General features: G+C 68.8%; 22 protein-coding genes. 15 read left to right on the forward strand and 7 right to left on the reverse strand.

All coding sequences use genetic code 11. The features are described 5' to 3' along the window. The first annotated feature begins 588 nt into the window (after positions 1 to 588). Together OID54_RS17745 and OID54_RS17750 are read left to right on the forward strand one after the other, a co-directional pair. Positions 589 to 1,359, forward strand: a complete 771-nt coding sequence (locus tag OID54_RS17745) for a response regulator transcription factor (RefSeq protein WP_329020778.1) — start codon at positions 589 to 591, stop codon at positions 1,357 to 1,359. Positions 1,360 to 1,382: 23 nt separating this feature from the next. Further along, positions 1,383 to 2,405, forward strand: coding sequence for a LacI family DNA-binding transcriptional regulator (locus OID54_RS17750; RefSeq protein ID WP_329020780.1), 1,023 nt, complete (start codon positions 1,383 to 1,385; stop codon positions 2,403 to 2,405). Positions 2,406 to 2,495: 90 nt separating this feature from the next. Here the strand turns inward: OID54_RS17750 and OID54_RS17755 are convergent, their stop codons facing one another. The 4 genes from OID54_RS17755 to OID54_RS17770 all read right to left on the reverse strand — a co-directional run bounded on the left by OID54_RS17755 (position 2,496) and on the right by OID54_RS17770 (position 5,356). After that, a complete protein-coding gene (locus OID54_RS17755; protein WP_329020782.1) occupies positions 2,496 to 2,903 on the reverse strand; it encodes a hypothetical protein in 408 nt (135 codons plus the stop codon). A gap of 273 nt (positions 2,904 to 3,176) precedes the next feature. Further along, positions 3,177 to 3,476, reverse strand: coding sequence for a hypothetical protein (locus tag OID54_RS17760; RefSeq protein WP_329020784.1), 300 nt, complete (start codon positions 3,474 to 3,476; stop codon positions 3,177 to 3,179). A 79-nt stretch (positions 3,477 to 3,555) separates the two neighbouring features. After that, positions 3,556 to 4,005 (reverse strand): hypothetical protein, encoded by a 450-nt coding sequence (locus OID54_RS17765; RefSeq protein WP_329020786.1) that lies wholly within the window; start codon positions 4,003 to 4,005, stop codon positions 3,556 to 3,558. A gap of 136 nt (positions 4,006 to 4,141) precedes the next feature. Continuing rightward, positions 4,142 to 5,356 carry a helix-turn-helix domain-containing protein gene (locus tag OID54_RS17770; RefSeq protein ID WP_329020788.1) on the reverse strand — a complete coding sequence of 405 codons (1,215 nt, stop codon included), beginning with the start codon at positions 5,354 to 5,356 and terminating at the stop codon, positions 4,142 to 4,144. A 195-nt stretch (positions 5,357 to 5,551) separates the two neighbouring features. On the opposite strand from OID54_RS17770, the gene OID54_RS17775 reads away from it, so the two are divergent. The 7 genes from OID54_RS17775 (at position 5,552) to OID54_RS17805 (ending at position 12,158) form a co-directional block, all read left to right on the forward strand. Continuing rightward, positions 5,552 to 6,484, forward strand: coding sequence for a S1C family serine protease (locus tag OID54_RS17775; protein ID WP_329020790.1), 933 nt, complete (start codon positions 5,552 to 5,554; stop codon positions 6,482 to 6,484). 20 nt (positions 6,485 to 6,504) lie between these two features. Continuing rightward, on the forward strand, positions 6,505 to 7,236 hold the full coding sequence (locus OID54_RS17780) for a response regulator transcription factor (RefSeq protein WP_329020791.1): 732 nt from the start codon (positions 6,505 to 6,507) through the stop codon (positions 7,234 to 7,236). After that, positions 7,233 to 8,642: a sensor histidine kinase gene (locus OID54_RS17785; protein WP_329020793.1), complete on the forward strand. Its 1,410-nt coding sequence runs from the start codon at positions 7,233 to 7,235 to the stop codon at positions 8,640 to 8,642. The genes OID54_RS17780 and OID54_RS17785 overlap by 4 nt, the downstream gene beginning before the upstream one ends. 110 nt (positions 8,643 to 8,752) lie before the next feature. Beyond that, positions 8,753 to 8,938 carry a hypothetical protein gene (locus OID54_RS17790; protein WP_329020795.1) on the forward strand — a complete coding sequence of 62 codons (186 nt, stop codon included), beginning with the start codon at positions 8,753 to 8,755 and terminating at the stop codon, positions 8,936 to 8,938. A 430-nt stretch (positions 8,939 to 9,368) separates the two neighbouring features. Then, positions 9,369 to 9,734: a PadR family transcriptional regulator gene (locus OID54_RS17795; protein ID WP_329020797.1), complete on the forward strand. Its 366-nt coding sequence runs from the start codon at positions 9,369 to 9,371 to the stop codon at positions 9,732 to 9,734. Between the two features lies 1 nt (position 9,735). Further along, on the forward strand, positions 9,736 to 10,314 hold the full coding sequence (locus tag OID54_RS17800; protein ID WP_329020800.1) for a hypothetical protein: 579 nt from the start codon (positions 9,736 to 9,738) through the stop codon (positions 10,312 to 10,314). A gap of 239 nt (positions 10,315 to 10,553) precedes the next feature. Continuing rightward, positions 10,554 to 12,158 carry an ABC-F family ATP-binding cassette domain-containing protein gene (locus OID54_RS17805; protein ID WP_329020802.1) on the forward strand — a complete coding sequence of 535 codons (1,605 nt, stop codon included), beginning with the start codon at positions 10,554 to 10,556 and terminating at the stop codon, positions 12,156 to 12,158. A 129-nt stretch (positions 12,159 to 12,287) separates the two neighbouring features. On the opposite strand, the gene OID54_RS17810 is transcribed toward OID54_RS17805, so the two are convergent. Further along, a complete protein-coding gene (locus OID54_RS17810; RefSeq protein ID WP_329020804.1) occupies positions 12,288 to 14,123 on the reverse strand; it encodes a bifunctional metallophosphatase/5'-nucleotidase in 1,836 nt (611 codons plus the stop codon). Positions 14,124 to 14,817: 694 nt separating this feature from the next. Here OID54_RS17810 and OID54_RS17815 point away from each other — a divergent pair. The 5 genes from OID54_RS17815 (at position 14,818) to OID54_RS17835 (ending at position 21,416) form a co-directional block, all read left to right on the forward strand. Continuing rightward, positions 14,818 to 16,032: a serine hydrolase domain-containing protein gene (locus OID54_RS17815; protein ID WP_329020806.1), complete on the forward strand. Its 1,215-nt coding sequence runs from the start codon at positions 14,818 to 14,820 to the stop codon at positions 16,030 to 16,032. 177 nt (positions 16,033 to 16,209) lie between these two features. Beyond that, the gene (gene mshD, locus OID54_RS17820; protein WP_329020809.1) at positions 16,210 to 17,136 is read left to right on the forward strand and encodes a mycothiol synthase; all 927 of its coding nucleotides are present in this window, start codon (positions 16,210 to 16,212) and stop codon (positions 17,134 to 17,136) included. A gap of 389 nt (positions 17,137 to 17,525) precedes the next feature. Further along, positions 17,526 to 19,757: an RNA degradosome polyphosphate kinase gene (locus tag OID54_RS17825; protein WP_329020811.1), complete on the forward strand. Its 2,232-nt coding sequence runs from the start codon at positions 17,526 to 17,528 to the stop codon at positions 19,755 to 19,757. Next, positions 19,744 to 20,937 (forward strand): CHAD domain-containing protein, encoded by a 1,194-nt coding sequence (locus OID54_RS17830; RefSeq protein ID WP_443055614.1) that lies wholly within the window; start codon positions 19,744 to 19,746, stop codon positions 20,935 to 20,937. The genes OID54_RS17825 and OID54_RS17830 overlap by 14 nt, the downstream gene beginning before the upstream one ends. After that, entirely contained in the window at positions 20,934 to 21,416 is a 483-nt protein-coding gene (locus tag OID54_RS17835; RefSeq protein WP_329020813.1) for an NUDIX hydrolase, read from the forward strand. The genes OID54_RS17830 and OID54_RS17835 overlap by 4 nt, the downstream gene beginning before the upstream one ends. A gap of 15 nt (positions 21,417 to 21,431) precedes the next feature. Here OID54_RS17835 and OID54_RS17840 read toward each other — a convergent pair whose 3' ends face one another. Continuing rightward, positions 21,432 to 22,028 carry a TetR/AcrR family transcriptional regulator gene (locus OID54_RS17840; protein ID WP_329020815.1) on the reverse strand — a complete coding sequence of 199 codons (597 nt, stop codon included), beginning with the start codon at positions 22,026 to 22,028 and terminating at the stop codon, positions 21,432 to 21,434. A 7-nt stretch (positions 22,029 to 22,035) separates the two neighbouring features. Further along, positions 22,036 to 22,569, reverse strand: coding sequence for a hypothetical protein (locus OID54_RS17845; protein WP_329020817.1), 534 nt, complete (start codon positions 22,567 to 22,569; stop codon positions 22,036 to 22,038). A 676-nt stretch (positions 22,570 to 23,245) separates the two neighbouring features. Between OID54_RS17845 and pstS the strand changes: the two genes are divergently transcribed. After that, positions 23,246 to 24,379, forward strand: coding sequence for a phosphate ABC transporter substrate-binding protein PstS (gene pstS, locus OID54_RS17850; RefSeq protein ID WP_329020819.1), 1,134 nt, complete (start codon positions 23,246 to 23,248; stop codon positions 24,377 to 24,379). The last annotated feature ends 154 nt before the right edge of the window (positions 24,380 to 24,533 follow it).

A 24,533-nucleotide genomic window follows, 5' to 3' on the forward strand; every position in this document is an offset into this window, starting at 1 on the left:
CCGCGCTCCCCGGTCAGGGAAGGCGGGAGCGGCCACCCGAATGGTCGTGTCCGCGCGAGGAGAACGAGATCACGTACGCGACTGCCGCTCATGTCGTCCGTCGCACGTCGCACGGCCCCACGCTCGACGGCACGGCGCAAACTCGACGCCGCAGACGCTGCCCCGCGCGGCGACATGGCTCACACCACCGGTACAGGGCTGGTAAAACGCCTCGATCCGTACCGCGTCCGCGATACGAAGGACGGGACGCCGGGAGCCGTGAGTGACCTGAAGAACATCCACAGTGTGAAATCGGCCCCTTGGCTCAGAAGTCATCTGGGCTATTCTGCTGGGAAGAGACCCGGGCGATGCAGCCCCCGGGTCCTTTTGCGTTTTCCCGCCGTTGTTACAGGTAGGTGAACGCAAGGAGTCAACGGTGATCCACGGCTCGGATCACGGCTGACGCCACCAGGAGCGGGACCAGCACCACGCGCAATATGGAAGCAGCAGGGCCGCGATACGTCCTCGCAGGGACCGAGGAGGAACCGACGTTATGGGCGAGCGAACCGTGCACCACCAGACAACGACGAAGCCGGCAGGTGAGACGCGATGAGTTCACTCCTGCTGTTGACCAATGCACTCCAACCATCGGCAGAAGTACTTCCCGCGCTCGGACTGCTGCTGCACGGTGTGCGCGTGGCCCCGGCCGAGGGCTCAGCCCTTGTGAACACCCCCGGCGCCGATGTGATCCTCATCGACGGCCGCCGCGAGCTGCCGCAGGTGCGATCCCTGTGTCAACTGCTGCGGTCCACCGGCCCCGGCTGTCCCCTGATCCTCGTGGTCACCGAGGGCGGGCTCGCGGCTGTCACCGCGGACTGGGGCGTCGACGACGTACTGCTCGACACGGCAGGTCCGGCCGAGGTCGAGGCCCGGCTGCGGCTCGCCATGGGCCGCCAGCAGATCTCCACCGACGACTCCCCCATGGAGATCCGCAACGGCGACCTCTCCGTCGACGAGGCCACGTACAGCGCCAAGCTCAAGGGCAGAGTGCTGGATCTGACCTTCAAGGAGTTCGAGCTGCTGAAGTATCTGGCGCAGCACCCCGGCCGGGTCTTCACCCGCGCCCAGTTGCTCCAGGAGGTCTGGGGCTACGACTACTTCGGCGGCACCCGCACGGTCGACGTCCATGTACGGCGACTGCGCGCAAAACTGGGACCGGAACACGAATCCCTCATCGGAACCGTACGTAATGTCGGATATCGCTTCGTTGTACCGGAAAAAGTTGAGCGGGCGGCCGAGGAAGCCGCTGCTTCTGCGGTCACTCGAACGGAGGAAACCTCCGGAGTTGAAGAAGCAGCCGGACGGCCTGCCCGGAGGTAGGACACCGCGCGTAGACTCCGCTCGTGGCCAAGGTGACGCGGGACGACGTTGCGCGACTGGCGGGGACTTCGACCGCCGTCGTGAGCTATGTCATCAACAACGGACCCCGGCCGGTCGCACCGGCCACCCGAGAGCGTGTGCTCGCAGCAATCAAGGAGTTGGGGTACCGGCCGGACCGGGTCGCGCAAGCCATGGCTTCGCGACGCACCGATCTCATAGGCATGATCGTTCCCGATGCCCGTCAGCCCTTCTTCGCGGAGATGGCGCACGCGGTGGAGCAGGCGGCGGCCGAGCGCGGAAAGATGGTGCTCGTCGGGAACTCCGACTATCGGCGTGAGCGCGAGGTCCACTATCTGCGGGCGTTCCTCGGGATGCGGGTCTCGGGACTGATCCTGGTGAGCCAGGGACTCGACGAGAAGGCCGCGGCCGAGATCGAAGCCTGGGACGCCCGGGTAGTGCTGCTGCACGAGCGGCCCGAGGCGATCGACGACGTTGCCGTCGTCACCGATGACATCGGCGGCGCCCAGATGGCGACGCGCCATCTGTTGGAACACGGCTACGAGTACGTGGCGTGCCTCGGCGGACCGGAGCCCCTGCCCTCGGTGGGCGACCCGGTCACCGACCACGTCGAGGGTTGGCGCCGGGCGATGCTGGAGTCCGGACGCTCGGTGGAGGGTCGACTCTTCGAGGCGCCGTTCAACCGGTACGACGCCTACCGGGTCGCTCTCAAGCTGCTCGCGGGCCCCGACAGACCGCCCGCGATCTTCTGCTCCACCGACGACCAGGCATTCGGCGTGCTTCGGGCGGCCCGCGAACTGCGGATCGACGTACCGCAGGAACTCGCTGTGGCCGGCTTCGACGACGTGAAGGAAGCCCACCTCACGGACCCGCCCCTGACCACGGTCTCCTCCGACCGCCCGGCGATGGCCCGAGCCGCGGTGGACCTCGTCCTGGACGAAAGCCTGCGCCTGACGGGCTCACGCCGGGAACGGGTGAAGCAGTTCCCGTCGGGGCTGGTGATCCGCAGATCCTGCGGATGCGAGTAGTCACACGGCCCGCTCTCAGGCGTCCAAGCGAGAAGGCGCCTGTGTCTTCAACTGCGTGCCGTCCTTCTCTGACTCCGGAACTGTCCGGGGTCAGAGAAGGCGCACGAACACCCTGGCGGCGTTGTGGAAGCGCACGGTCACACCGAAGTAGCCGGGGCGGGCCTCTTCTCGGGTCGACCAGCGTTCGACCTCCGCGATCTCCGCTGAGCCGGACTGGGCGAGCAGCGCGGCCAACCACTGCTCGGGAGGATCGGTCGCCTGCGGCGGGTCCTGGGGTTTGATCGGGTCTCCGTGGACGGGGGTGTCTTCGAAGTCCGTGTGCTTGGCGCCATCGGGGAGTTGACCGACGACACCCCAGCGCGAGATATCGGCGACCGTGATCGCGAAGCCGCAGGGAACGGAGGACTCCCCCGTCTCGGCGAGCGTCTTCGCCGTGATCGCGGTGTGATCCGCCTCGGCCAGGCCGATCACGAATTCCTGGAACCTACCGGGTCGCATCCATGATCTCTTTCACTCGGCACGGATCGGCCACCCTAGGGGCACGAACAGAGGCCGTGGCCTGTCCCGACGACGATCCACCCGAAGGAGCGATGGCACGGGTGAGGAGTTCATCGGGGCTGGGCGCTGGCGGCAGATGAGGTGCACAGGTGGGGCATGCGTGCTCTACGACGGGGCTCCAGCGGATGGTGATGGGTGCCGTGGTGTGACGTCCGCATGAGCAGCAGTGGGCAGAGCGCGGAAGTGGTACGGGAACAGTGATGCCGTCGTGGTTCATCGGACCGCCCCGGCTCGCATGGTCCGCAGGTCGGTGATGCTCAGCCCGTGGGAGGCGTAGTGCAGCGCCCGCGAGGGGCGGTGACGAGGTGCGTACGGGCGGGCGGCCGGGAGGTCCTCCCCCCGCAACGGAGTGTGTCGCTCCACGACATGGGCCGGGACGGCGGTGGGCCAGGGCTTCGCCCAGGGGCCGGCCGGCTGGACCGGAGGCCGCGGCGGATGCGCACAGTGGCGCCCTCGTGCCGGAAGCAAGCGGTTCAGCATCCGGGTCAGGGCATGGCGGATAGCATTGCGCATACGTGGTTCAGCTCCTCGAAGGCTGTGCGGCGCAGCCTCGGTGGACCGGTCGCAACGGTCCACCGGGGCGCTTTGCGTCTCAGGGGCGCCGCGGAAACAGGGCGTTGATCTCGGCCAGGAGTTGATCGTGCTCGGGGCTGCCGACGATCGCCTCCGCCTCGGGGTCGCGGTAGCCGAAGCTGTGGACTCCGGGATGACAGGCGAAGAGGGTGCACGCTTCGTTGAGACCTGCGGGTTCGCCGTTGTCCGCGGAGCAGTCCGGAAGCAGCAACACGGTCTGGGGCGGATGCTCAGTCACCCACGCCGCCCACATCTCCCCGCGGGTCGTGTCGTCCAACTGCCAGACCAGGTCGTAGTGCAGACCGATGGGGTGCGCCTCCAGTTTGCAGCTCAGCGTCGTCTCGATGTACATCGGATCACCGGCATCGGGAGCGGTGTGCAGCATGAGCGCGACCAGCCGCATGGGCAGCACGGCCCGCACTCCGCAGATGAGTGGCCCTTCCTCCTGTACTGGGACATCCGGGTTCATACACGGCTCCTTGATCAGAGCGATCGCATGGGGGCGATCTCACGGTCACCATTGACCTACTGACCGTCAGAATGCCTACAGGCAAAGGCCGGAAGTACCCCACGTCGGGGTACTTCCGGCCGTGACCTCATTCGCCCTACGTCCTGACGCCGAGCCAAGTGGTCAGGGTCCGCAGTTCCTCGGTGGAGCGTCGGTACTTCGTGGTCAGCAGACGGGCCGTCTCACGGGCCGTGGGATGGAACTTCGTCTGTTCGGGAGCGATCTTCCGTGCCTTCTGGAGATACCTGAGCGCGTCGTCCCTGCGGTCCAGGTCGAAATGAGCACGTGCCACGGCGACGAAGTGGTGGCCCTGTCGCGTACGAGCCATGTCTGCCGGGAAGCGGATGCCCGCCGCCTTGCCGACTGCTTCCGTCGGGTTCTTCAACTCGACCGAGGCCGCCACATCGTGAACAGCGACGTTCGCCGGGCCGAACGTCATGTGGTTGTGCAGGTGATCGCTGTCTCCGGGGAGTTCCGTGGCAAGCCGGGACGCCGCGTCGATGTGGTGCGCTGCTGCATCGCCGTCCCGGGCGAGGGAGGCGATGGTGGACTCCCGCAGATGCAGACTCCCCAGCATCGTGAGGCGCTCCGGCGTCCGGCTCGGGTCGTCCTCTTCCAACTCCTGCCGCGCGGCGGCGAGAACACGCAGACCGCCCGCGTAGTCACCGTGGGCGTCGAAGGAGTAGGAGTGTGTCCACTCGGCCAGGGCGCGCGTCAGCGGATCTCCGGAGAGGCCCGCTGCCCAGCGCATTCGGTCCTCCAGTTGCCCGATCAGGTCGGAGTATCCGAGTCGATAGGCCAGGCCGTGCGCCATGTAGTACGAGGAGGCCAGGAGCCGGGCAGAGGTGCGCTGTGGTTCGCCTGAGTTGAGCTGGACCGCAGCCGTCAGCTCTTCGAGCAGCCCCGGGAGCATGGTGCCGAGACGGCCATAGCGGGCACCGGCACGGTGGGCCGAGGCAGTACGGACGTCCGCGGTCAGTTCGCGCATCGGCCTGGGATGCGAGTACCAGTCCGCAGGAAGGTCGTAGCGCCTGACCGCAGCGCGAATTCCCTGGATCGGGGCGTGAACGCGCTCGTCGGAGCGGTTCTCACCACGGTACGGCTGCCCCGTCAGCTCCTCCACGGCCACATGCAGTGCGCGCGAGGCTGCGATCAAGAAGCCCTGTGTGGGCAGACGCTCGCCCCGCTCGACCTTGCGGACCGCCCCGAGCGAGAGATAGGCGGCCTCGGCGAATCCACGCTGGGTGTACCCACTGAGCTTGCGGTAGGACGCGATGCGCGCGCCGATGTGTTCGTCAGTGCCACCGGACATGCTGGCATCTCCGTTCGGTGAGTCGACACCGAAACCGTACCCATGGGCCGCCCACCGGGAACGGCGATCGGCCAGGGCCTCAACCGGAGGAGTACTCGGGGTCGGCCGGACCTTTATCTCGGGCATACGGGGTTCTTCGCCCCTTCTCAGCGGGGACTCAGACTCCTCTCATCTACGGCGGCGACAGTCAATGACATGACGGACTTCCCTCAGACTCCGCCCCACTCCTCCTGGCCCCCGTTCCCGCCCCAGCCCCCCGAGCCCCAGCAGCACCGTCGTGCGCGGCGACCCGTTGCGCTGATCGTCGCCGTCGCGATCGCCGCGGCGGCCATCGGTGGCGGGGCGGCCACCCTGTTGGACGGAGTCACCGGCCAGCAGAGCGCCCCGGCAAGCCAGGGAGTGAGCGGCACCACCGTGTCCACCAGCAGTGCGGGGACCGTCGCCGGTGTCGCCCAGGCCGTGTCGCCGAGCATCGTCGAGATCGCCGCGAACACGGGGGCGGGCGCGTCCACCGGCTCGGGGGTGATCATCTCCGAGGACGGCGAGGTCATCACCAACAATCACGTGGTCTCGGGCGCGGCTGCGGTCAAGGTGCAGCTCAGTGATGGCAAGTCCTACGAGGCCGAGGTCACCGGGACCGACGCCAGCAAGGACCTCGCACTGATCAAGATCAAGGGGGCCAGCGGGCTCAAGCCCGCCGCACTCGGTGACTCCAGCAAGCTCAGGGTCGGCGAAGACGTGGTGGCGATCGGTTCCCCCGAGGGACTGACCGGGACCGTGACCAGCGGTATCGTCTCGGCGCTCGATCGCGACGTCACTGTCGGCAAGGAGCGCGAGAGCCAGCAGCAGGAGTGGCCGTTCGAGTTCGGCGGCCAGGAGTTCAACGGCGACACCGGTGACTCCAAGACCACCTACAAGGCCATCCAGACGGACGCCTCCCTCAACCCGGGCAACTCGGGTGGCGCGCTGATCAATATGCGCGGCGAGATCATCGGCATCAACTCGGCCATGTACGCACCGAGCGCGGCGAACGGTTCCGCGGCCGGCAGTGTCGGACTCGGCTTCGCCATCCCCGTGAACACCATGAAGGGTGTACTGGGCGACCTGCGGTCCGGCGAGAGCATCTGAGTGCGTGCAAGGCTGACCCCATGACGATCCCCCGTGACGGCGAACGCATCCTCATCGTCGATGACGAACCGGCCGTGCGCGAGGCTTTGCAGCGCTCCCTCGCCTTCGAGGGCTACGGCACCGAAGTGGCCGTCGACGGCCTCGATGCATTGGCGAAGACGGAGTCGTACGCACCCGATCTGATCATCCTCGACATCCAGATGCCGAGGATGGACGGGCTGACGGCCGCGCGACGCATCCGCGGTGCCGGATCGACCGTGCCGATCCTGATGCTGACCGCCAGGGACACCGTCGGCGACCGGGTGACGGGGCTCGACGCGGGCGCGGACGACTATCTGGTGAAGCCGTTCGAGTTGGACGAACTCTTCGCCCGCATTCGCGCACTGCTGCGGCGCAGCGCCTACCAGGCCCCGCCCGACGCCGAGCAGGACGGGGGTCATGACGTGCTGTACTTCGGCGATCTGCGGATGGACCTGGCGACCCGCGAGGTGCACCGCGGCACCCGCGCGGTGGATCTGACGCGTACCGAGTTCACCCTGTTGGAACTCCTGCTGGCCCATCCCCGGCAGGTGCTGACCCGGGAACAGATCCTCAAGTCCGTCTGGGGCTTCGACTTCGAACCCAGCTCCAATTCACTGGACGTCTACGTGATGTATCTACGGCGGAAGACCGAGGCCGGCGGCGAGCCGCGGCTCGTGCACACCGTGCGCGGAGTCGGGTACGTGTTGCGGTCCGGCGGCGGTGAGACATGACCTCGCTGGTCGACCGCTTCCACGGGCTGGCGCTCAGATCCCGGCTCGCACTGCTGGTGGCGACCGCCGTCGCGATCGCCGTGGCGGCGGTTTCGGTCGCCTGCTGGCTGCTGACCCGGGCCCAGTTGAACGATGAGTTGAACACCACGCTGGAGAACACCGTCGCCTCCGAGGGTTCGGTGCAGGCGGCGTGGGACCAGTGCTTCAGCAAGGGCAGCGCGACCGAGGAGTATCCGCGTTTCGCCTACCTCCAGATCATCGATGCGGCGGGCAACCGCTGTGTGGCGTCGGGGTCCAAGGCGGTCAAGATCAAGTCGCCGGACATCGCCGTGGCCGGGGGGCTGCGCGAGAGCACCCTGCACGACAGCACCACCGACGACGGGGACGCGGTACGGGTCCACACCACCGCGCAGGTGCTGCACGGACGGCAGGTGGTGCTCGCGGTCTCGGTGTCCCGACCGCTGGATGAGATCAGCACCTCGTTGAACCGGCTCGCCCTTCTGCTCAGCGGGCTCGCGGGTGTCGGTGTGCTCGGCGCTGGCGCGGCCGGGTTGTGGGTGGCGCGTGCCGGTCTGCGGCCGGTGGATCAGCTGACCGGCGCGGTCGAGCACGTGGCGCGCACGGAAGACCTGACCGTACGCATTCCGGTCGAGGGTGAGGACGAGATCGCCAGGCTGTCGCGGTCGTTCAACTCGATGACCGCCGCGCTGGCCTCCTCGCGGGACCGGCAGGCCCGGCTGATCGGGGACGCGGGCCATGAACTGCGTACCCCGTTGACCTCGCTGCGGACGAACATCGAACTGCTGGCGCGCAGCGAGCAGACCGGTCGGGAGATCCCGCCGGCGGACCGTCGGGCGCTGATGGCCTCGGTGAAGGCACAGATGTCGGAGTTGGCGGCGCTCATCGGCGACCTCCAGGAGCTGTCACGTCCCGATGCGGTGCAGAGCGAGCCACTGACGGTGGTGGCCCTGCACGAGATCGTGGAATCCGCACTGGGTCGGGCCCGGTTGCGCGGACCGGAGTTGTCGTTCGAGACCCGATTGGACCCCTGGTACGTACGGGCGGAGCCGTCGGCGCTGGAGCGTGCCCTCGTCAACGTCCTGGACAACGCGGTGAAGTTCTCCCCGTCGGGCGGGGTCGTCGAAGTACGGCTGACCGCGGGTGAACTGATCGTGCGCGATCACGGGCCCGGTGTGGGCGCAGATGAGCTTCCGCATGTGTTCGAACGGTTCTGGCGCTCGCCCTCGGCGCGGGCCCTGCCGGGGTCGGGGCTCGGGCTGTCGATCGTGGCCCGCACGGTGCAGCAGGCGGGCGGCGAGGTCAAACTGCGTCCGGCACCGGGTGGTGGGACGCAGGCGGTGATCCGGCTCCCGGGTGCCGCCCATCCGCCGCCCTCGTTGGACTGAGCGCACCTCGCGCACTTCATCGCGTGAATCAGCCTTTGAGGCTTTGATGAACTCTCTCCAGGTACATCTGCGAAAAGTCTCACAGGGTATGTCAGTGAAACCATGGAGGCATGAGATTCATGCTGGAAGTGGATATGGACGGGTTCGCGAGCACCGAGGAGAAGACGGAGGAGTTGGGTCGGATCCTGCGGTACTGGGCCGGAAACCTCCGCCACTACGCGTTGCAGCCGGGCGACGGGGCCGCGGTGAGCGATTCGGAGTACCGCGAGGTCGGCAGTTGGAGCATCAGGGCGTGAGCCTGACGGCGAACGGTGACTCCAGCTGACGGACTGAACCGAGCGACTGAACCAAGCGACTGAACCAAGCGACTGATCAGCTGGCTGACCGGCGTGAGGCGGAATTTCGGACCGGACCGGAATCGATTGCCTCCGGAACGCCCCGGAGTTTCCGCCTCGCGCGAATGAATCGACCCTCCACCGGGGGCCGCAATCGACCGATTCCGCCCCCAGCAGCGCTTGCCTCGGCGAAGAGCGCCGGGCCGCGCGAGCCAGGAGCAGCGAAAACGCCCGGCCGTGCTTCTTGATAGATGCGGATAGATGCGGATCACGAGCCGGTAGGCGATCTCCCGCAGTGAGTGGTGTTCGGTGTCACGCAGTCGTACGGCTGGTGGCGAGCACGGTCGCGGGGCTACTAGACATTGCCAGGTACTGGCCTTAGCTTAATACCGTGACATCGACACCAGACCCCCAACTCCTCAAGGGCGTCCTGTCGCTCCTGCTTCTGCGGCTCGTCGCCGAACGAGAGTCCTACGGCTACGAACTGGTGCAGCGTCTGCGAGTGACCGGACTGTCCGAGATCACGGACGGCACCGTGTACCCGGCATTGGCCCGTCTGGAGCGGGAAGGCCGGATCAGCGCCCGGCTGGTCGCATCCCGTTCGGGCCCCGCCCGCAAGTACTACCGCCCCACCGAGGAGGGGTACCGGGCGCTGGCCGAAGGCGCGCGCAACTGGCTGTCCCTGGCCGAGCTGGTCACCCCGGTGCTGTCCCGTCCCGTACCCGCCGAACCCGCCCCGCCCTCCGAGGAGAGCTGATATGAACCGCACGAGTGACTCAGAGCTGGCCCTGGGCGACCGGCTGCGCATCGAACGCGCCGTGTGGACCCTCGACTCACACCTCGACAACCTGCCCCTTCGGTCCAAGCGCGCCAAGCGACGCGAGACGCGGGCCAACCTGCACGCCGCGGCGGCCGACGTCGGTACCGCCGAGGCCATCCGCCGACTGGGGAACCTGCGGACCCTTGCCGCCGGCTACCTGGCCGCCGAGTACGGGGAGCACGGTCCGCGGCCCTCCTACACCATGGGCGCCATCTGGCTGATCATGGTGCATGTGATCGCCGGACTTCTCGCAGTGGCCGGGAAGGCCGCCTTCATCACCGGCGTCCGCGCCGCCAAACCCCATGCCACCGGAGACTTCCACTGGCCCGGCGTGCGCTACGTGATCAACGAGGCCACCATCACCCTCCGCGACGGCGCGACAAGCGCCACGGTCGGCGGCTCCTGGACGCCGCTCGTCTACCTGGTCTCGGTGATCGCCTTCGTCGTCGGCGGACAGCTGTGGCGACTGCTGCCGCAGTGGCAACGCCGGTACTCCCAGGCCGCGCCCCAAGAGTGATCCGACCAGCGCGCCGAACAATCTTGGTGCAACAGAGGCTGGCGACGTGGCCGTGGGCGGCCTGACCGACGGACCTGACCTGGCCGGACCGAACCGGACCAGACCAGACCGAACCGGACCAGCGAGACGTAACGTCTTGCGATAAGCGCTGGGGTGATCTACCGTGAGAGCGGGAGACGAACCGTATCGTCTCTCACTCTCGATCGCCATCCCTGCCGTCCAGCCCAAGGAGTCACCGCTTGTTCCCAGTCGCCCAACTCACCCTGACCGATGTCACCAAGCGCTATGACGACCACACCGTGCTCGACCGTATCTCCCTCACCGTCCGCCCCGGTGAACGCGTCGGCATCGTCGGCGAGAACGGCTCGGGGAAATCCACCCTGCTGCGACTGCTCGCCCGGCGCGAGGAGCCCGACAACGGCTCGGTCACCGTCATCTCCCCCGGAGGCACGGGCCATCTCGCCCAGACGCTGGAGCTCCCCGACTCCGCACTCGTCTCCGACGCCGTCGATCTCGCCCTCGCCGAGGTGCGCGCCATCGAGCGACATATCCGAGAACTGGAACACCGGCTCACCGAGCCCGGTGCGCTCGCCGCCTATGAACGGGCCACCGCCGAGTTCGCAGCGCGCGGCGGCGTCGACGCCGACCGACGGGTGGCGATCGCACTCCGCTCCCTCGGCGAACGCGAACCCCTCGACCCCACCCGCCCCCTGGGCACCCTCTCCGGAGGCCGGCGCTCCAGGCTCGCCCTCGCCGCCACCCTGGCCTCGGCACCCGAACTGCTACTGCTCGACGAGCCCACCAACGACCTCGACGACCAGGCGGTGCACTGGCTGGAGGAACGGCTGCGCAACCACCGGGGAACGGTCATCGCCGTCACCCATGACCGGGCCTTCCTGGACCGGGTCACCACCACCGTCCTCGAAGTGGACCCGGACCGAAAGACCGTGAGGCGGTACGGAAACGGCTACCGCGGCTTCCTCACCGGCAAGGCCGCCGCCCGGGCCCGCTGGATCAGGGAGCACGAACAGTGGCGCGCGGACCTCGACCGGCACCAGGCACTCGCCGAGTCGTCGATCGGCCGGCTCGCCGCCATCCCGCGCAGCGCCCCGTACGCCTTCAGCGGCGCAGGGCAGTTCCGGGCCCGCTCCCGCACCCACGGTGCGATGAGTCGCATCCGCAACGCCAAGGAACACATCCAGCGGCTCACCGCCGATCCGGTGCCACCGCCCCCCGAGCCACTGCGGTTCGCCGCCCGCATCGCCAGCGGGCCGGACGAGACAGTACGGCCGGTGGAGTTGAGCGGGGTCGACGTGCCCGGGCGGCTCCATCTGGACGCCCTCACCCTGACACCGGGTGACCGGCTCCTGGTCACCGGCGCCAACGGGGCCGGCAAGTCCACCCTCCTCGACGTCCTCGGGGGCCGTCTAAGCCCGGTCCGCGGTCGGGTCGAGCGGCCCGATCGCGTAGGACTGCTGCGCCAGAACATCGCGATCGGTGACGATCCCCGGCCGCTCGCCATCGCCTTCGGCATCGAGCGGGCCGCCCTTCTCACCGAGATGGGCCTATTCCGCACCGAGGACCTCACCACCCCCGTACGGTCGCTCTCCGTCGGCCAGCGGCGCAGACTGGAATTGGCACGGGTGCTCGCCGCACCCGCCGATCTGCTGCTGCTCGACGAACCGACCAACCATCTCTCACCCGCGCTGGTAGAGGAGTTGGAGTCGGCGCTCCGTGACTACGACGGAACGCTCGTGGTCGTCACCCACGATCGCCGACTGCGGGAGTCCTTCACAGGACAGCGGCTGGAACTGACGGCTGCCGTGCCGACGGGCAGGCGTTGACGGCACTGACGGCACTGACGGCACTGACGGCACTGAAACGGTACGCGGAAGGGGGCGGCGGGTCCCTCCCGGACCCACCGCCCCCGACCGTTCGAGCGACTACCTGTCAAGCAATTGCCGTTCGGGCGACTACTGCACGACCGTGATCCGGCCGAGCGCAGGCGGCGCCAGCGGGGTGCCCGCGCTGGAGTTCGCCGTGAAGTAGTCGAGCAGCACATCGAGGTCGGACGCGCCGACCAGCTTGTTGGTGTGCTCCTTCAGGACGGAGAAGCCGTCACCGCCACCGGTGAGGAACTCGTTCATCGCCACCCGGTAGGTCTTCGCCGGGTCGATCGGCTCACCGTTCAGCTTGATCGAGCCGGTGACGATCCGATCCGCACCCGCCTTCGTCAGATCCAGGGTGTACGTGAAGCCCTTCGACACCTGGAGGATCCGCGGGGCGGCCTGGTTGGTGCCGCTCACCTGCTGCTGGAGCGTGGTGATCAACTGGGCACCGGTCAGATCGACGACGTTCATCATGTTGGTGAACGGCTGGACGGTGAACGCCTCGCCATAGGTCACCACACCGTCGCCTTCGGTCCCGGTGCTCTTGTGCACCAGACCGGCCCGGATACCGCCCGGATTCATCAGGGCGAGTTGTGCCCCGCCCTTGTCGGCTGGTGCGAAAGCGGCGAGTTGGGCATCGGCGATCAGATTGCCCAACGGCCGTTCATGGGTGGTCGAGTTCTCGATGTCCGCCGAGATATAGCCGACCGGACGGCTCGCGATGGGTGCCGCCAGAGCGTTCCAGCGCTGGATCAACTGGGTCATGTCCGGAGCCTTGGGGACATCACGGGTGACGACGTGGTTCGCCGAGGTGACCGCCGTACGGACGATGTCCTTGGTGCGCCGGTCGTACGTCAGAGTCGTGTCGGTGTACAGCCGACCGAAGGAGGCGGCCGACGTGACCGTGCGCGGCTTGCCGGCCGGGTCGGGGATGGTGCACGCGTACGCCTGGTGGGTGTGGCCGGTGACCAGGGCGTCGACCTGCGGGCTGATCCGCTTGGCGATGTCCACGATCGGTCCGGAGATGCCGTCACCGGGGCCGGGGCTGTCGCAGTTGTAGTTGTACGAGGTCGAAGCGGGGGCACCGCCCTCGTGCAGCAGCGCGACGATGGACTTGACGCCCTTGCGCTCCAGGATGCGGGTGTACTTGTTGATGGCCTCGGCCTCGTCACCGAACTTCAGGCCCTTGATGCCCGCGGCGTTGACGATGTCCGGAGTGCCCTCCAGGGTCACGCCGATGAAGCCGATCTTCACGCCCTTGCGTTCCCAGATGAAGTACGGGTCCAGCAGCGGACGGCCGTTCTTCTCATGGGTGACGTTCGCGGTCAGATAGGGGAACTCGGCGCCCTTGAACTTCTTGCCGCGCTCGTAGCAGCCCTCGGTGGGGTGGCAACCGCCGTCCTGGATGCGGGCCAACTCGCGCGCGCCCTCGTCGAACTCATGGTTGCCGACGGACGAGACGTCCAGGTCCAGCTTGTTCAATGCCTCGACGATGGGCTCGTCGTGGAAGAGGCCGGAGAGCAGCGGGGTGGCACCGATGAGGTCACCCGCGGCTGCCGTGACGGAGTACTGGTTGCCCTTGCGCGCCTCGCGCAGATGGGTGGCGAGGTACTCCACACCGCCCGCGTCGATCGTGCGGGTGGTGCCGTCCGGGTTGGTGTGGGTGACACGCCCGGAGGAACCGGACGGCGGCTCCAGATGGCCGTGGATGTCGTTGAAGGAGAGCAACTGGACATCCACCGTGCGGCCGTGCCCATGGCCGTGTCCGTGTCCACCGCCCTTGCCGTGTCGATCGTCGCGCTCCTTGGCCCCTGCGGGCACGGCGGCGACCAGTGCGCCGACCGTGGTGAGCGCGGCGACCGCGGTGAGCAGGCGGCGCCGGTTCCGGTGCGGTCTCGTCTGACGCGATCTTGCTGTCATGTGTCCCCTTAGTCCCCTTGCAACTCGGCCGTGGCGGTACTGCTGCGAGCGGCAGCCTAGAGTCAACGCGCGTAGCGCGACAGGGGTTGAGGGTTACGAGCTGATTGCCTTCTACGGAATCCACCTCCCCGCAAGAGCTCCCGCCGAACCGGGCAGCTCTCTTGAGCGAAAGCCCCAACAGCCCCTCTGAGCTGCAATTTTCACCCGTATCCGACTGCCCAGGAGCAGGCGCGACCATCCAGCGGCGGCCTCGGGCAGCAAGAGCCCCGACTGACGAAGTACGCCGAACCCGCGTCGATTCGCCAGCGAGCGGACCGTTGGGGACCTCGGCCGGCCACCGAGCCGAGGCCGGCCCCCAAACCCACTTCGGCGCCCCATTTTCAGCCACCGGAAAGGGCCCGCCTTCAGTGCGCGCTCCCACCCCTCGACAAGACCGTTTCGATTCGACGACCTGTCCTGAATATCCCTCAAGGGGGCGAAATCCAGACAACCGTACGACATGCATCAACCCATGCATGTCTGTCCATCGTCATCCTCCACAGTGTCGGCTGGGGTCGGCGGGATCGGTTGGGGTCGGCGGGATCGGCTAGGGCGGCTAGGTCGACCGAAACGCCCGCGCAGCGGCCGGGCCCGGTGCACCGACGCTCGTCACCCCCATCGCAACCCCCGTCAGGGGACGATCGAGGAGCAACACATGACAGCACGACGGACGACGCGCACCGGCGTAGTGGGCCTGATCGCGGTTGCTCTGGCCGCCACCGCCTTCACGGCCCCGGTCCAGGCATCGGAGTACAAGGCCCCGCCCACCAAGGGGCACACGGAGACCCAGCGCGCCATGGACGACCTGGTCGCCGCCGGTATCCCCGGGATCGTCGCCGGCGCCAGGGACAAGCACGGCACCTGGCGGAGCACCTCCGGCATCGGCAACCTCAACACGGGCGCACCGCGCGGTGTGAACGACCGCTTCCGGGTCGCGAGCATCACCAAGACCTTCGTGGCCACCGTGCTGCTCCAGATGGAGGCCGAGGGCAGACTCGACCTCGACGACACGGTGGACCGACATCTGCCCGGGGTCGTCAGGGGCAACGGCAACGACGGCCGGAAGATCACCGTGCGTCAGCTGCTGAACCACACCAGCGGGCTGTTCGACTACCTCGGGGACGCCGCGTACGTGAAGAAGTACATGGAGGCCCCCGGCTTCCTCAAGCACCGCTACGACACGGTGACCCCGGACCTCGCCGTGCGGACCGCCCTGTCCCACCGGCCCGAGTTCAAGCCCGGCACACGCTTCAGCTACTCCAACACCAACTACGTCCTGTCCGCGCTGATCATCGAGGCCGTCGGCGGCAAGACGTACGAGGACGAGGTCCGGAAACGCATCATCCGACCGCTCGGACTGCACGGCACGACCATGCCCGAGAACACCTCCCACGTACCCGGCCCGCACAGCAGGGCGTACTCCCTGCTCTCCAACGACCCGACCGCGACCAAGGTCTACGACGTCACCCTCCAGAACGCCTCGCAGTCCTGGGCGGACGGCGACATCATCTCCACCACGGCCGACCTCAACCGTTTCTACAGCGCCCTGATGCGCGGCAAGCTGCTGTCCAAGAAGCAGCTGAACGCGATGAAGACGACGGTCCGGGACTCCGACGACCCCCGCACCGGCTACGGCCTGGGCATCGCCACCTTCACCACCAGCTGCGGCATCAAGCTGTGGGGCCACAGCGGCGGCTGGCTGGGCTCCCTGTCGCACGCCCTGACCACGGAGGACGGCAGCCACACGCTCGCCTACAACCTCAACGGCGACTGGGGCTGGTCCTCCTACATCGAAGAGGGCGAGTTCTGCGGGGTCGGCGGACCCGCGCAGGGCACCGCGAAGCTCGACCGGACAGCGCCCCGACGCTGATCCGCCCCGACGTCGTCCACCGGCCCGGACGAGCCGGTGGACGATCAACCCCGGGGCGGTCCGAACCCAGTGCTCAGGCACCCGCCCCGGGCCACGCCCGCCTGCGGACAAGGTCTCGCCCAGCCGCCGACGCTCGTGGCTCGCCGGAGCCCACGGCAGCCGCCGTACCCTTTTTGCATGACGACTGACGCAGTGATCCCGGAGCCCGGCCGCCAGATCCACACCCATGACGAGCTGACCCAGGAACAGGCGGAGGCCGTATCCACCCTGCTCGCCGATGCCGCGGCCATCGACGGCACCCAGGCCGTCTCCGAACAGGGGCGACTCCAACTGCGCGGCGGCAGGCGCGAGGGAGTGACGCACCTGCTGCTCACCGTCGGCGGAGAACTGACGGGCTACGCACAACTGGAGGACACCGATCCCGTCGAAGCCCCCGCCGCCGAACTGGTCGTCCACCCCTCACGCCGTGGACGCGGCCACGGCAGGGCCCTCGGGAACGCACTCCTCGCCGCATCCGGCAAACGGCTCCGGGTGTGGGCACACGGCGGCAAATCAGCCGCCCGACACCTGGCCCAGGTGCTGGGACTGACCCTCTTTCGTGAACTGCGCCAGATGCGTCGGCCCCTGACCGACCTCTCCGAGATCCCGGAGCCGGTGTTCCCGCCCGGGGTCACCGTGCGCACCTTCGTCCCCGGGCAGGACGACGCCGCCTGGCTCGCCGTGAACGCCGCCGCATTCGCCCACCACCCCGAGCAGGGCTCCCTCACCCAGCGCGACCTCGACGACCGTACGAGCGAGTCCTGGTTCGACCCACAGGGCTTCTTCCTCGCCGAACGCGAAGGCCGGCTCATCGGCTTCCACTGGACGAAGGTCCACGCCGCCGAACAACTCGGCGAGGTGTACGTGGTCGGAGTGCTGCCCGACGCCCAGGGCGGCGGCCTCGGCAAGGCCCTCACCGCGACGGGACTGCGGCATCTCGCCGCGCAGCAACTGACCACGGCGATGCTGTACGTCGACGCGGACAACAAGGCCGCGGTCCAGGTGTACGAGCGGCTCGGCTTCACCACGCACGAGGTGGACCTGATGTACCGCACGGAGTCCTGAGCCCTGTCACCCGCGAAACAGTGGCCCTACCCCGCCGGGGTAGGGCCACATCTGTTCCGATTGCCGCCCGGGCCGAGCGAGGCCCGCGGATGTCACCGGGCATCACCGTGTCCCCCGCCAGAGCGAACCCTCACAGGGCGCCCGGGCCCGTACCGCCGCCGTCGAGAGCCCCGCCGCCCCCGCCCCAGGCCCCCACCAGGCACCTCACCGGCCCCCACAGGCCACCCTGGCGTCACCCGGCATTCAGACTGCCCTGGGAGCCTCACCCCATGCAGCGCCCCGCGTCTGACTCCGTACGCTCTGTGCCGTCACCGCCGGCCGGGAGAATCCACCTCATCTCGGTCCGCTCCGACGCGCCTGTCGGGCCTTTCACGCGGAAGAATGGGTTCATGAGTCAGCAGCCTGCCGATGCCTCGGTCCAGCACCCCCAGCCGTCCGTCGGTTCGATAGCCGCCCACCGACCGCACACCGTCGCAGCCACGGTCTCCGATCTGGAGCCCGACCTCGATGCGGACCTCGACGGCTACGAAGAGGACGATCGCACCGGCTCCGGGGACGAACTGCCGCAAGGACGGTTCCTCGACCGGGAGCGAAGCTGGCTTGCCTTCAACGAACGCGTACTGGAACTGGCAGAGGACCCGGCGACCCCGCTACTCGAACGGGCTAACTTCCTCGCCATCTTCGCGTCGAACCTCGACGAGTTCTTCATGGTCCGCGTCGCCGGCCTCAAGCGCCGCATCGCCACCGGCGTCGCCACCCGTTCCGCGTCCGGGCTCCAGCCCCGTGAGGTCCTCGACCTGATCTGGACCCGCTCCCGCGAACTCATGGCCCGGCACGCCGCCACCTTCCAGCAGGACGTCTCCCCCGCCCTGGCCGACGAGGGCATCCATCTGATCCGGTGGCCCGATCTGACCGAGAAGGAGCAGGCCCGCCTCTTCACCCTCTTCCGGCACCAGATCTTCCCGGTGCTGACCCCGCTGGCGGTGGACCCGGCGCACCCGTTCCCGTACATCTCCGGGCTCTCCCTCAACCTCGCCGTCGTCGTCCGCAACCCGGTCAGCGGACACCGGCACTTCGCCCGGGTGAAGGTGCCGCCGCTGCTCTCCCGCTTCCTGGAGGCGTCCCCCCAGCGCTACGTGCCGCTGGAGGACGTCATCGCGGCCCATCTGGAGGAGCTGTTCCCGGGCATGGAGGTGCTGGCACACCACATGTTCCGGGTCACCAGGAACGAGGACCTGGAGGTCGAGGAGGACGACGCCGAGAACCTCCTCCAGGCCCTGGAGAAGGAACTGATGCGGCGGCGCTTCGGCCCTCCGGTGCGGCTTGAGGTCGAGGAGTCGATCGACCCCTACGTCCTGGACCTGCTGGTCCGCGAGCTCAAGATCACCGACGCCGAGGTCTATCCGCTGCCCGGCCCGCTCGACCTGACCGGACTGTTCGGCATCGCCGCCCAGGACCGGCCCGAGTTGAAGTACCAGAAGTTCATCGCGGGCACCCACCGGGACCTGGCCGAGGTCGAGTCCTCCTCCGCGCCGGACATATTCATGGCACTGCGCGAACGGGACGTCCTGCTGCACCACCCGTACGACAGCTTCTCCACCTCCGTACAGGCATTCCTCGAACAGGCTGCGGCGGACCCCGACGTACTGGCCATCAAGCAGACCCTCTACCGGACCTCCGGCGACTCCCCCATAGTCGACGCCCTCATCGACGCGGCCGAATCCGGCAAGCAGGTCCTCGTCCTCGTCGAGATCAAGGCCCGCTTCGACGAGCAGGCCAACATCAAGTGGGCGCGCAAGCTGGAGGAATCGGGCTGCCACGTCGTCTACGGACTCGTCGGCCTCAAGACCCACTGCAAGCTCTCACTGGTGGTGCGCCAGGAGGGCGACACCCTGCGGCGCTACTCCCACGTCGGCACCGGCAACTACCACCCCAAGACCGCACGGCTGTACGAGGACCTGGGGCTGCTGACGGCCGACCCGCAGGTCGGCGCCGACCTGTCCGACCTGTTCAACCGGCTCTCCGGCTACTCCCGCCGCGAGACCTACCGCCGGCTGCTGGTCGCCCCCAAGTCCCTGCGCGACGGACTGGTCTCACGGATAAACAAGGAGGCCGCGCACCACCGCGCCGGCCGGCCCGCCTATGTCCGCATCAAGGTCAACTCCATGGTGGACGAGGCCATCATCGACGCCTGCTACCGGGCGTCCATGGCCGGTGTCCCCGTGGACATATGGGTACGCGGAATCTGCGCCATCCGACCCGGGGTCGCGGGGCTCTCCGAGAACATCCGGGTGCGGTCCGTCCTGGGCCGCTTCCTGGAGCACTCCCGTCTCTTCGCCTTCGGCAACGGCGGAGAGCCCGAAGTGTGGCTCGGCAGCGCCGACATGATGCACCGCAACCTCGACCGACGGATCGAAGCACTGGTACGGGTCACCGACCCGGCCCACCGTGCGGCCCTGACCCGCTTCATGGAGAGCGGCATGTCCGACTCCGTCTCGTCCTGGCACCTGGGCCCCGACGGGGCATGGACCAGGCACTCCACGGACGCGGAAGGACAGCCGTTGAAGCATGTCCAAGAGATGTTGATCGATGCGCGGAGGCGCAGGCGTGTCAAGAACTGAATCGACCCCGGCCCCCCGACCCGCGCCCGTGGACCGTGCGTCCACCGACCGGGAGGCTCCGGGGGGCCACCTCCTCGCCGCGTATCTCCACGAACGGGCGGGGGACTTCCTACGCGGGCTGCGCCTGTACGGGGAGCCCGGGAGCGAAGCCGCGGGTGCTGCCGGAGGTGCACGGGCCGCGCTATCGCTGCGGACGGCGGCCCGCCGCATCGGCGGCACCCTGCACACCTTCCGCCCGCTCCTGGACGTGGAGTGGGCAGACGGACTGCGTACGGAACTGGCCTGGATCTCCGGCACGCTGGCGCAGGAACACGCCTGTACGGCACGGCTGGAGCGGCTGCACTCCGCGCTGGGCCGACTGTCGGGCACCGGCCCGCCGACCCGCGCGCACCCGCCCGTGCAACAACACCCGGACCGCACGGATCATGTAGGCCAGACGGACACCGTGCCCGCTCCGCGCGGCCAGGCACAACGAGCCATCGGCACGGGGACGCTGGCGGTGGGCGCCGCCCGGGCTGCGGCACTGTTGGAGCGTCAACTGACCCTCGCCAGGACCCGGGCGCACTCCACCACGCTCCAGGCCCTGGGATCGGCCCGGCTGCACGCGGTGGCCGACGCAGTGGCGCTGCTCGCCTCGGAACTCCCGCTGGGCCCCGCCGCCAGGACCCATCGCAACGGCAGCCCGGGTCTGTTGACCGGACCCGGCTCCCTCGAAGTGCTCGAAGGGATGACACAGGTGGCCGAGGAGCGGTTGGGGCAGGCGGTCGCCCTGCTGCCGCTGGCCCGGGCCGGCCACCCGTACAACGCGGACGCCCTCGTCAACGATCTGGCCGCGTCCTCGGCCGAGGACGCCCAGGACGCCCCGTGGCACCAGGTCCGGGTCCTGCTGAGGCTGCACCGGTACGCGGCGGAGGTGCTCGCGCCGGCGAACGGTGATGCGCCGGCCGCTCGGGGACTCCCCCAACCACTGCATCGGGCCGGTCTGCTGTTGGACCTGCACCGCGATGCGGCCGAGGCCGCCGGCGCCGCAGCCGCCGCGGCCCGCACCCCACGCATCGCGCCGGCCACCGCCTATGCGCTCGGGGTGCTCCACGCGGACCAGCGACATGAGGTGGAGGCGGCCCGGTTCGCCTTCCACGAGGTGTGGCAGAAGTGCTGCCCGGTGGAGGTGGGCCGATGACTGACGAAGAGATCAGGAATGGGCGGGTCGAGGGCGGACCGGCCGGGGAGCCGGCGCCGGAAGCACCCGCGCCGGTGCTGGCGGCCGGATGCGTGCTCTGGCGGCGCCGGGAAGCCGGCCCGTCGGGCCGGGCGACCTTGGAGGTCTGTCTGGTGCACCGCCCGAAATACGATGACTGGTCGCATCCCAAGGGCAAGCTCAAACGCGGTGAGGGCGCGCTCGCCGGCGCACTGCGCGAGGTCAAGGAGGAGACCGGGTGCGACTGTGCGCCCGGGATCGAACTGCCCACGGCCCACTATCTCGTCGACGGACACCCCAAAGAGGTCCGCTACTGGGCCGCGGAGGCACGCGGGGGCACGTTCGCGGCGAACAGCGAGGTCGACCGCCTCGCCTGGCTCGCTCCGGACGCGGCGCGTGCCCGGCTCACCCAGGAACGGGACCGCGAAGTGCTGGACGCCCTGCTGGCGGACCTGCCCTGACAGACCGGCGGTGACCTAGCCGGGCGGCGGCGCACCCCAGAGCCGGGCGAGCAGGGTGGTGAGCGCCTCCGTCACCGACTGCTCGGAGGCTTCGGGGTGATCAAGTGCCCAGCGGTCGAGTACGTCGAAGATCCCGCGGGTGGCGGTGGCGACCAGGAGGGCGTCCGGCCCGGGATCGATCACCCCGATCCGCAGACCGTTGGCGACCAACTGGCCGACCCAGTCGTCACCGCCCCCTTCCTCGTCCTGGCTCCCGCCGACGCGCTGCTGTTCGGCGAGGACGGCCCTGTCGTCGGGGTGCTCGCGCAGTTGGGCCCGCAGCCGCCGGGCTCCGGTCGCCAACTGCTCCCACAACTCGTCCGCCGCATGGACGTCCGTCCAGGGGCCGAGCGCGCCGAGCGTCCGCCGCGCAGCATCCGCGACGACCTCCCCGAACAGATCGTCCTTCCCGTCGAAGTAGTGGTAGGCGGACGTCTTGGAGATGTTGGCCTCGGCGATGATCTGGTTGAACGAGGCCGCTTCCTTGCCGTCCCGGGCGAAGTGGGCGCGGGCGACGCCGAGGATGGCGGCCCGGGTGTCGGCCGGGAGCCGGTGGTAGCGAGGCAGGGGCATGGGTTCCCTAGGAGTGGTGGGCGAGCGGGGCGAGCGACCGCGGACGGGCGAGCCGCCGATTGAACCGGGCCGTCATGATCCAGTGTGCCGCCCAGAGGACAAGGGCGACCGCGCCCCCCAGATACCCGGCCACTCCGGGGAAGAGGGAGAGGATCTGCGCCGCGCACCAGCCGTATCCGACGGCCGCCCAGCGCCGGACCGCCCGGGACGGGGTGGCGGGATCGGCGGCCAGTGAGGCGGCGACGTTGCGGACGATGAAGAAGTCCTCGGTGAAGTTGTAGGGGATGGCGAACATCCACCACACGGATGCCGGTGCGGCTGCTCTCGCCGTCGGGGGCAGCAGGGCCAGGGTCCGTTGCAGGGACCGGCAGTAGAGGGCCACGAGGCCGAAGAAGACGGCGATGGTCAGCAGCGCTCCCAGCGGCCCCTGGTTCTCGATTTCACCGAGGATGCCGCGCCCCCAGCCGGGAGCCCAGAACGGATACATCAGCAGGACCGTGACCAGGGCGGTGCCCACAACCCTCAGAATGATGGTACGCATAACTAGAGCGTACTGCCAGTACACCCCGCTGGTTCACGCTCGATCGAGTGATCACCCACCCGAGTGTTTCCGGCGCTTCGCCGGCGGGCGCGCGCTACTTTGCGTAAAGGGCCCGAACGCAGGCGCACACCCCTCGCGCCCGGGGCGGGGACCGGGTCCTGCCAGCGGGTACCGCAGGCGGCACACACCACCGGGGGAAGGGCGTCAGGGGAAGGTGACCAGGGTGGGGCAACAGGCAGATGGAGCAATCGCCCGCGCCTCGGCGACGGGTCCCCTCCGGTCCGGGCAGCCCGGAACACCTGCCGCATCCCGCCGGAACAACGGGCGGGTGCGCACCGCGATACCGCCCGTTCGAGCGGACCGCGCACCGCTCGACCGCTGACCCCCACGCCGTCGAACACCCGCTCAACATCCCTGGTCGCAGCAGGTGTACGGATGCTCCCGGACCACCCGCACCACCCCTGAAGCGGGATCGGGAACCCGGGCACCCAGCCGCCCGACACGGTTCACCTCCTGTTCACTCACCCCCATGGGCGGCTTCATCTGATCTGCCTAATTTCGGTCTTACGCGGTATCCGGCAAACAGGCCGGCGCACTCGCACCCCCGACATACGCCGCCAGGCGGACACCCGGCTCCGGTCGGCACCCCGGCGGACTCTGGAAGGAACACCCGAAAGTGAAGCTTCAGCGCAAGAACGGGCTTCGCGCCACGGCGCTCGGCGCCCTCGCCGTCTCCGGCGCCCTGGTGCTCACCGCGTGTGGTTCGGACGACAACTCCGGCAGCACGGGCGGTAACAGCGGCCAGACCAGCGCGGCGTCGAACATCGCGTGCGACGGCGCCCAGGGCAAGCTCCTCGCCTCCGGTTCCAGCGCGCAGAAGAACGCCATGGACCTCTGGGTCAAGAACTACATGGCGGCCTGCTCGGGCGTGGAGATCAACTACAAGTCCTCGTCGTCCGGTGAGGGCATCGTCGCCTTCAACCAGGGCACGGTGGGCTTCGCCGGCTCCGACTCGGCCCTGAAGCCGGAGGAGGTCGCCGAGTCCAAGAAGACGTGCCAGAGCGGCCAGGGCATCAACCTGCCGATGGTCGGCGGACCCGTCGCACTCGGCTACAACCTCTCCGGCGTCGACGATCTGACCCTGGACGCCCCCACGATCGCCAAGATCTTCAACGGCAAGATCAAGAAGTGGAACGACCCGGCGATCGCCAAGCTGAACGACGGCGCATCCCTCCCGGACAAGCCGATCCAGGCGTTCCACCGCTCCGAGGACTCCGGCACCACCCAGAACCTGGGCAAGTACCTCGGCGCCACAGCCGCGAGCGACTGGCCGTACGAGGCCGAGAAGAAGTGGCCCGCACCCGGCGGCCAGGCCGCCTCCGGCTCCTCCGGCGTCGCAGCACAGGTGAAGCAGGTCGACGGCGCGATCGGCTACTTCGAGCTGTCGTACGCCACCTCGCAGTCGATCCCCACCGTCCAGATCGACACCGGTGCCGCCGCCCCCGTCCAGGCCACCTCGGCGAACGCCTCCAAGGCGATCGCCGCCGCCAAGGTCAAGGGCACGGGCAAGGACCTCGCCCTGGAGCTGGACTACGCGACCAAGGCCGACGGCGCCTACCCCATCGTCCTGGTGACCTACGAGGTCGTCTGCGACACCGGCAACAAGCCCGAGACGCTCGGCACGGTCAAGTCCTTCCTCACCTACGCGGCGAGCGACGAGGGCCAGCAGGTCCTGTCCAGCGCCGGGTACGCCCCGATCCCCGCCGAGATCAACGCCAAGGTGCGCGAGACCGTGGCGGGCCTGAAGTAGTCACGACCCGGCTCCGTCCCGACCGGTGGCAGCGACCACCGGTCGGGCGGATCACCCCGAGCCCGGCCTGAACCGGAACCGGCCCGAAGCCGGAACCGAAACCCGGCCCGAACCCGGCCGAACGGGCCCGGCCGGAACCAGAACCCCGCCAGAA

Source organism: Streptomyces sp. NBC_00690, from assembly GCF_036226685.1.
Classification (GTDB): Bacteria; Actinomycetota; Actinomycetes; order Streptomycetales; family Streptomycetaceae; genus Streptomyces.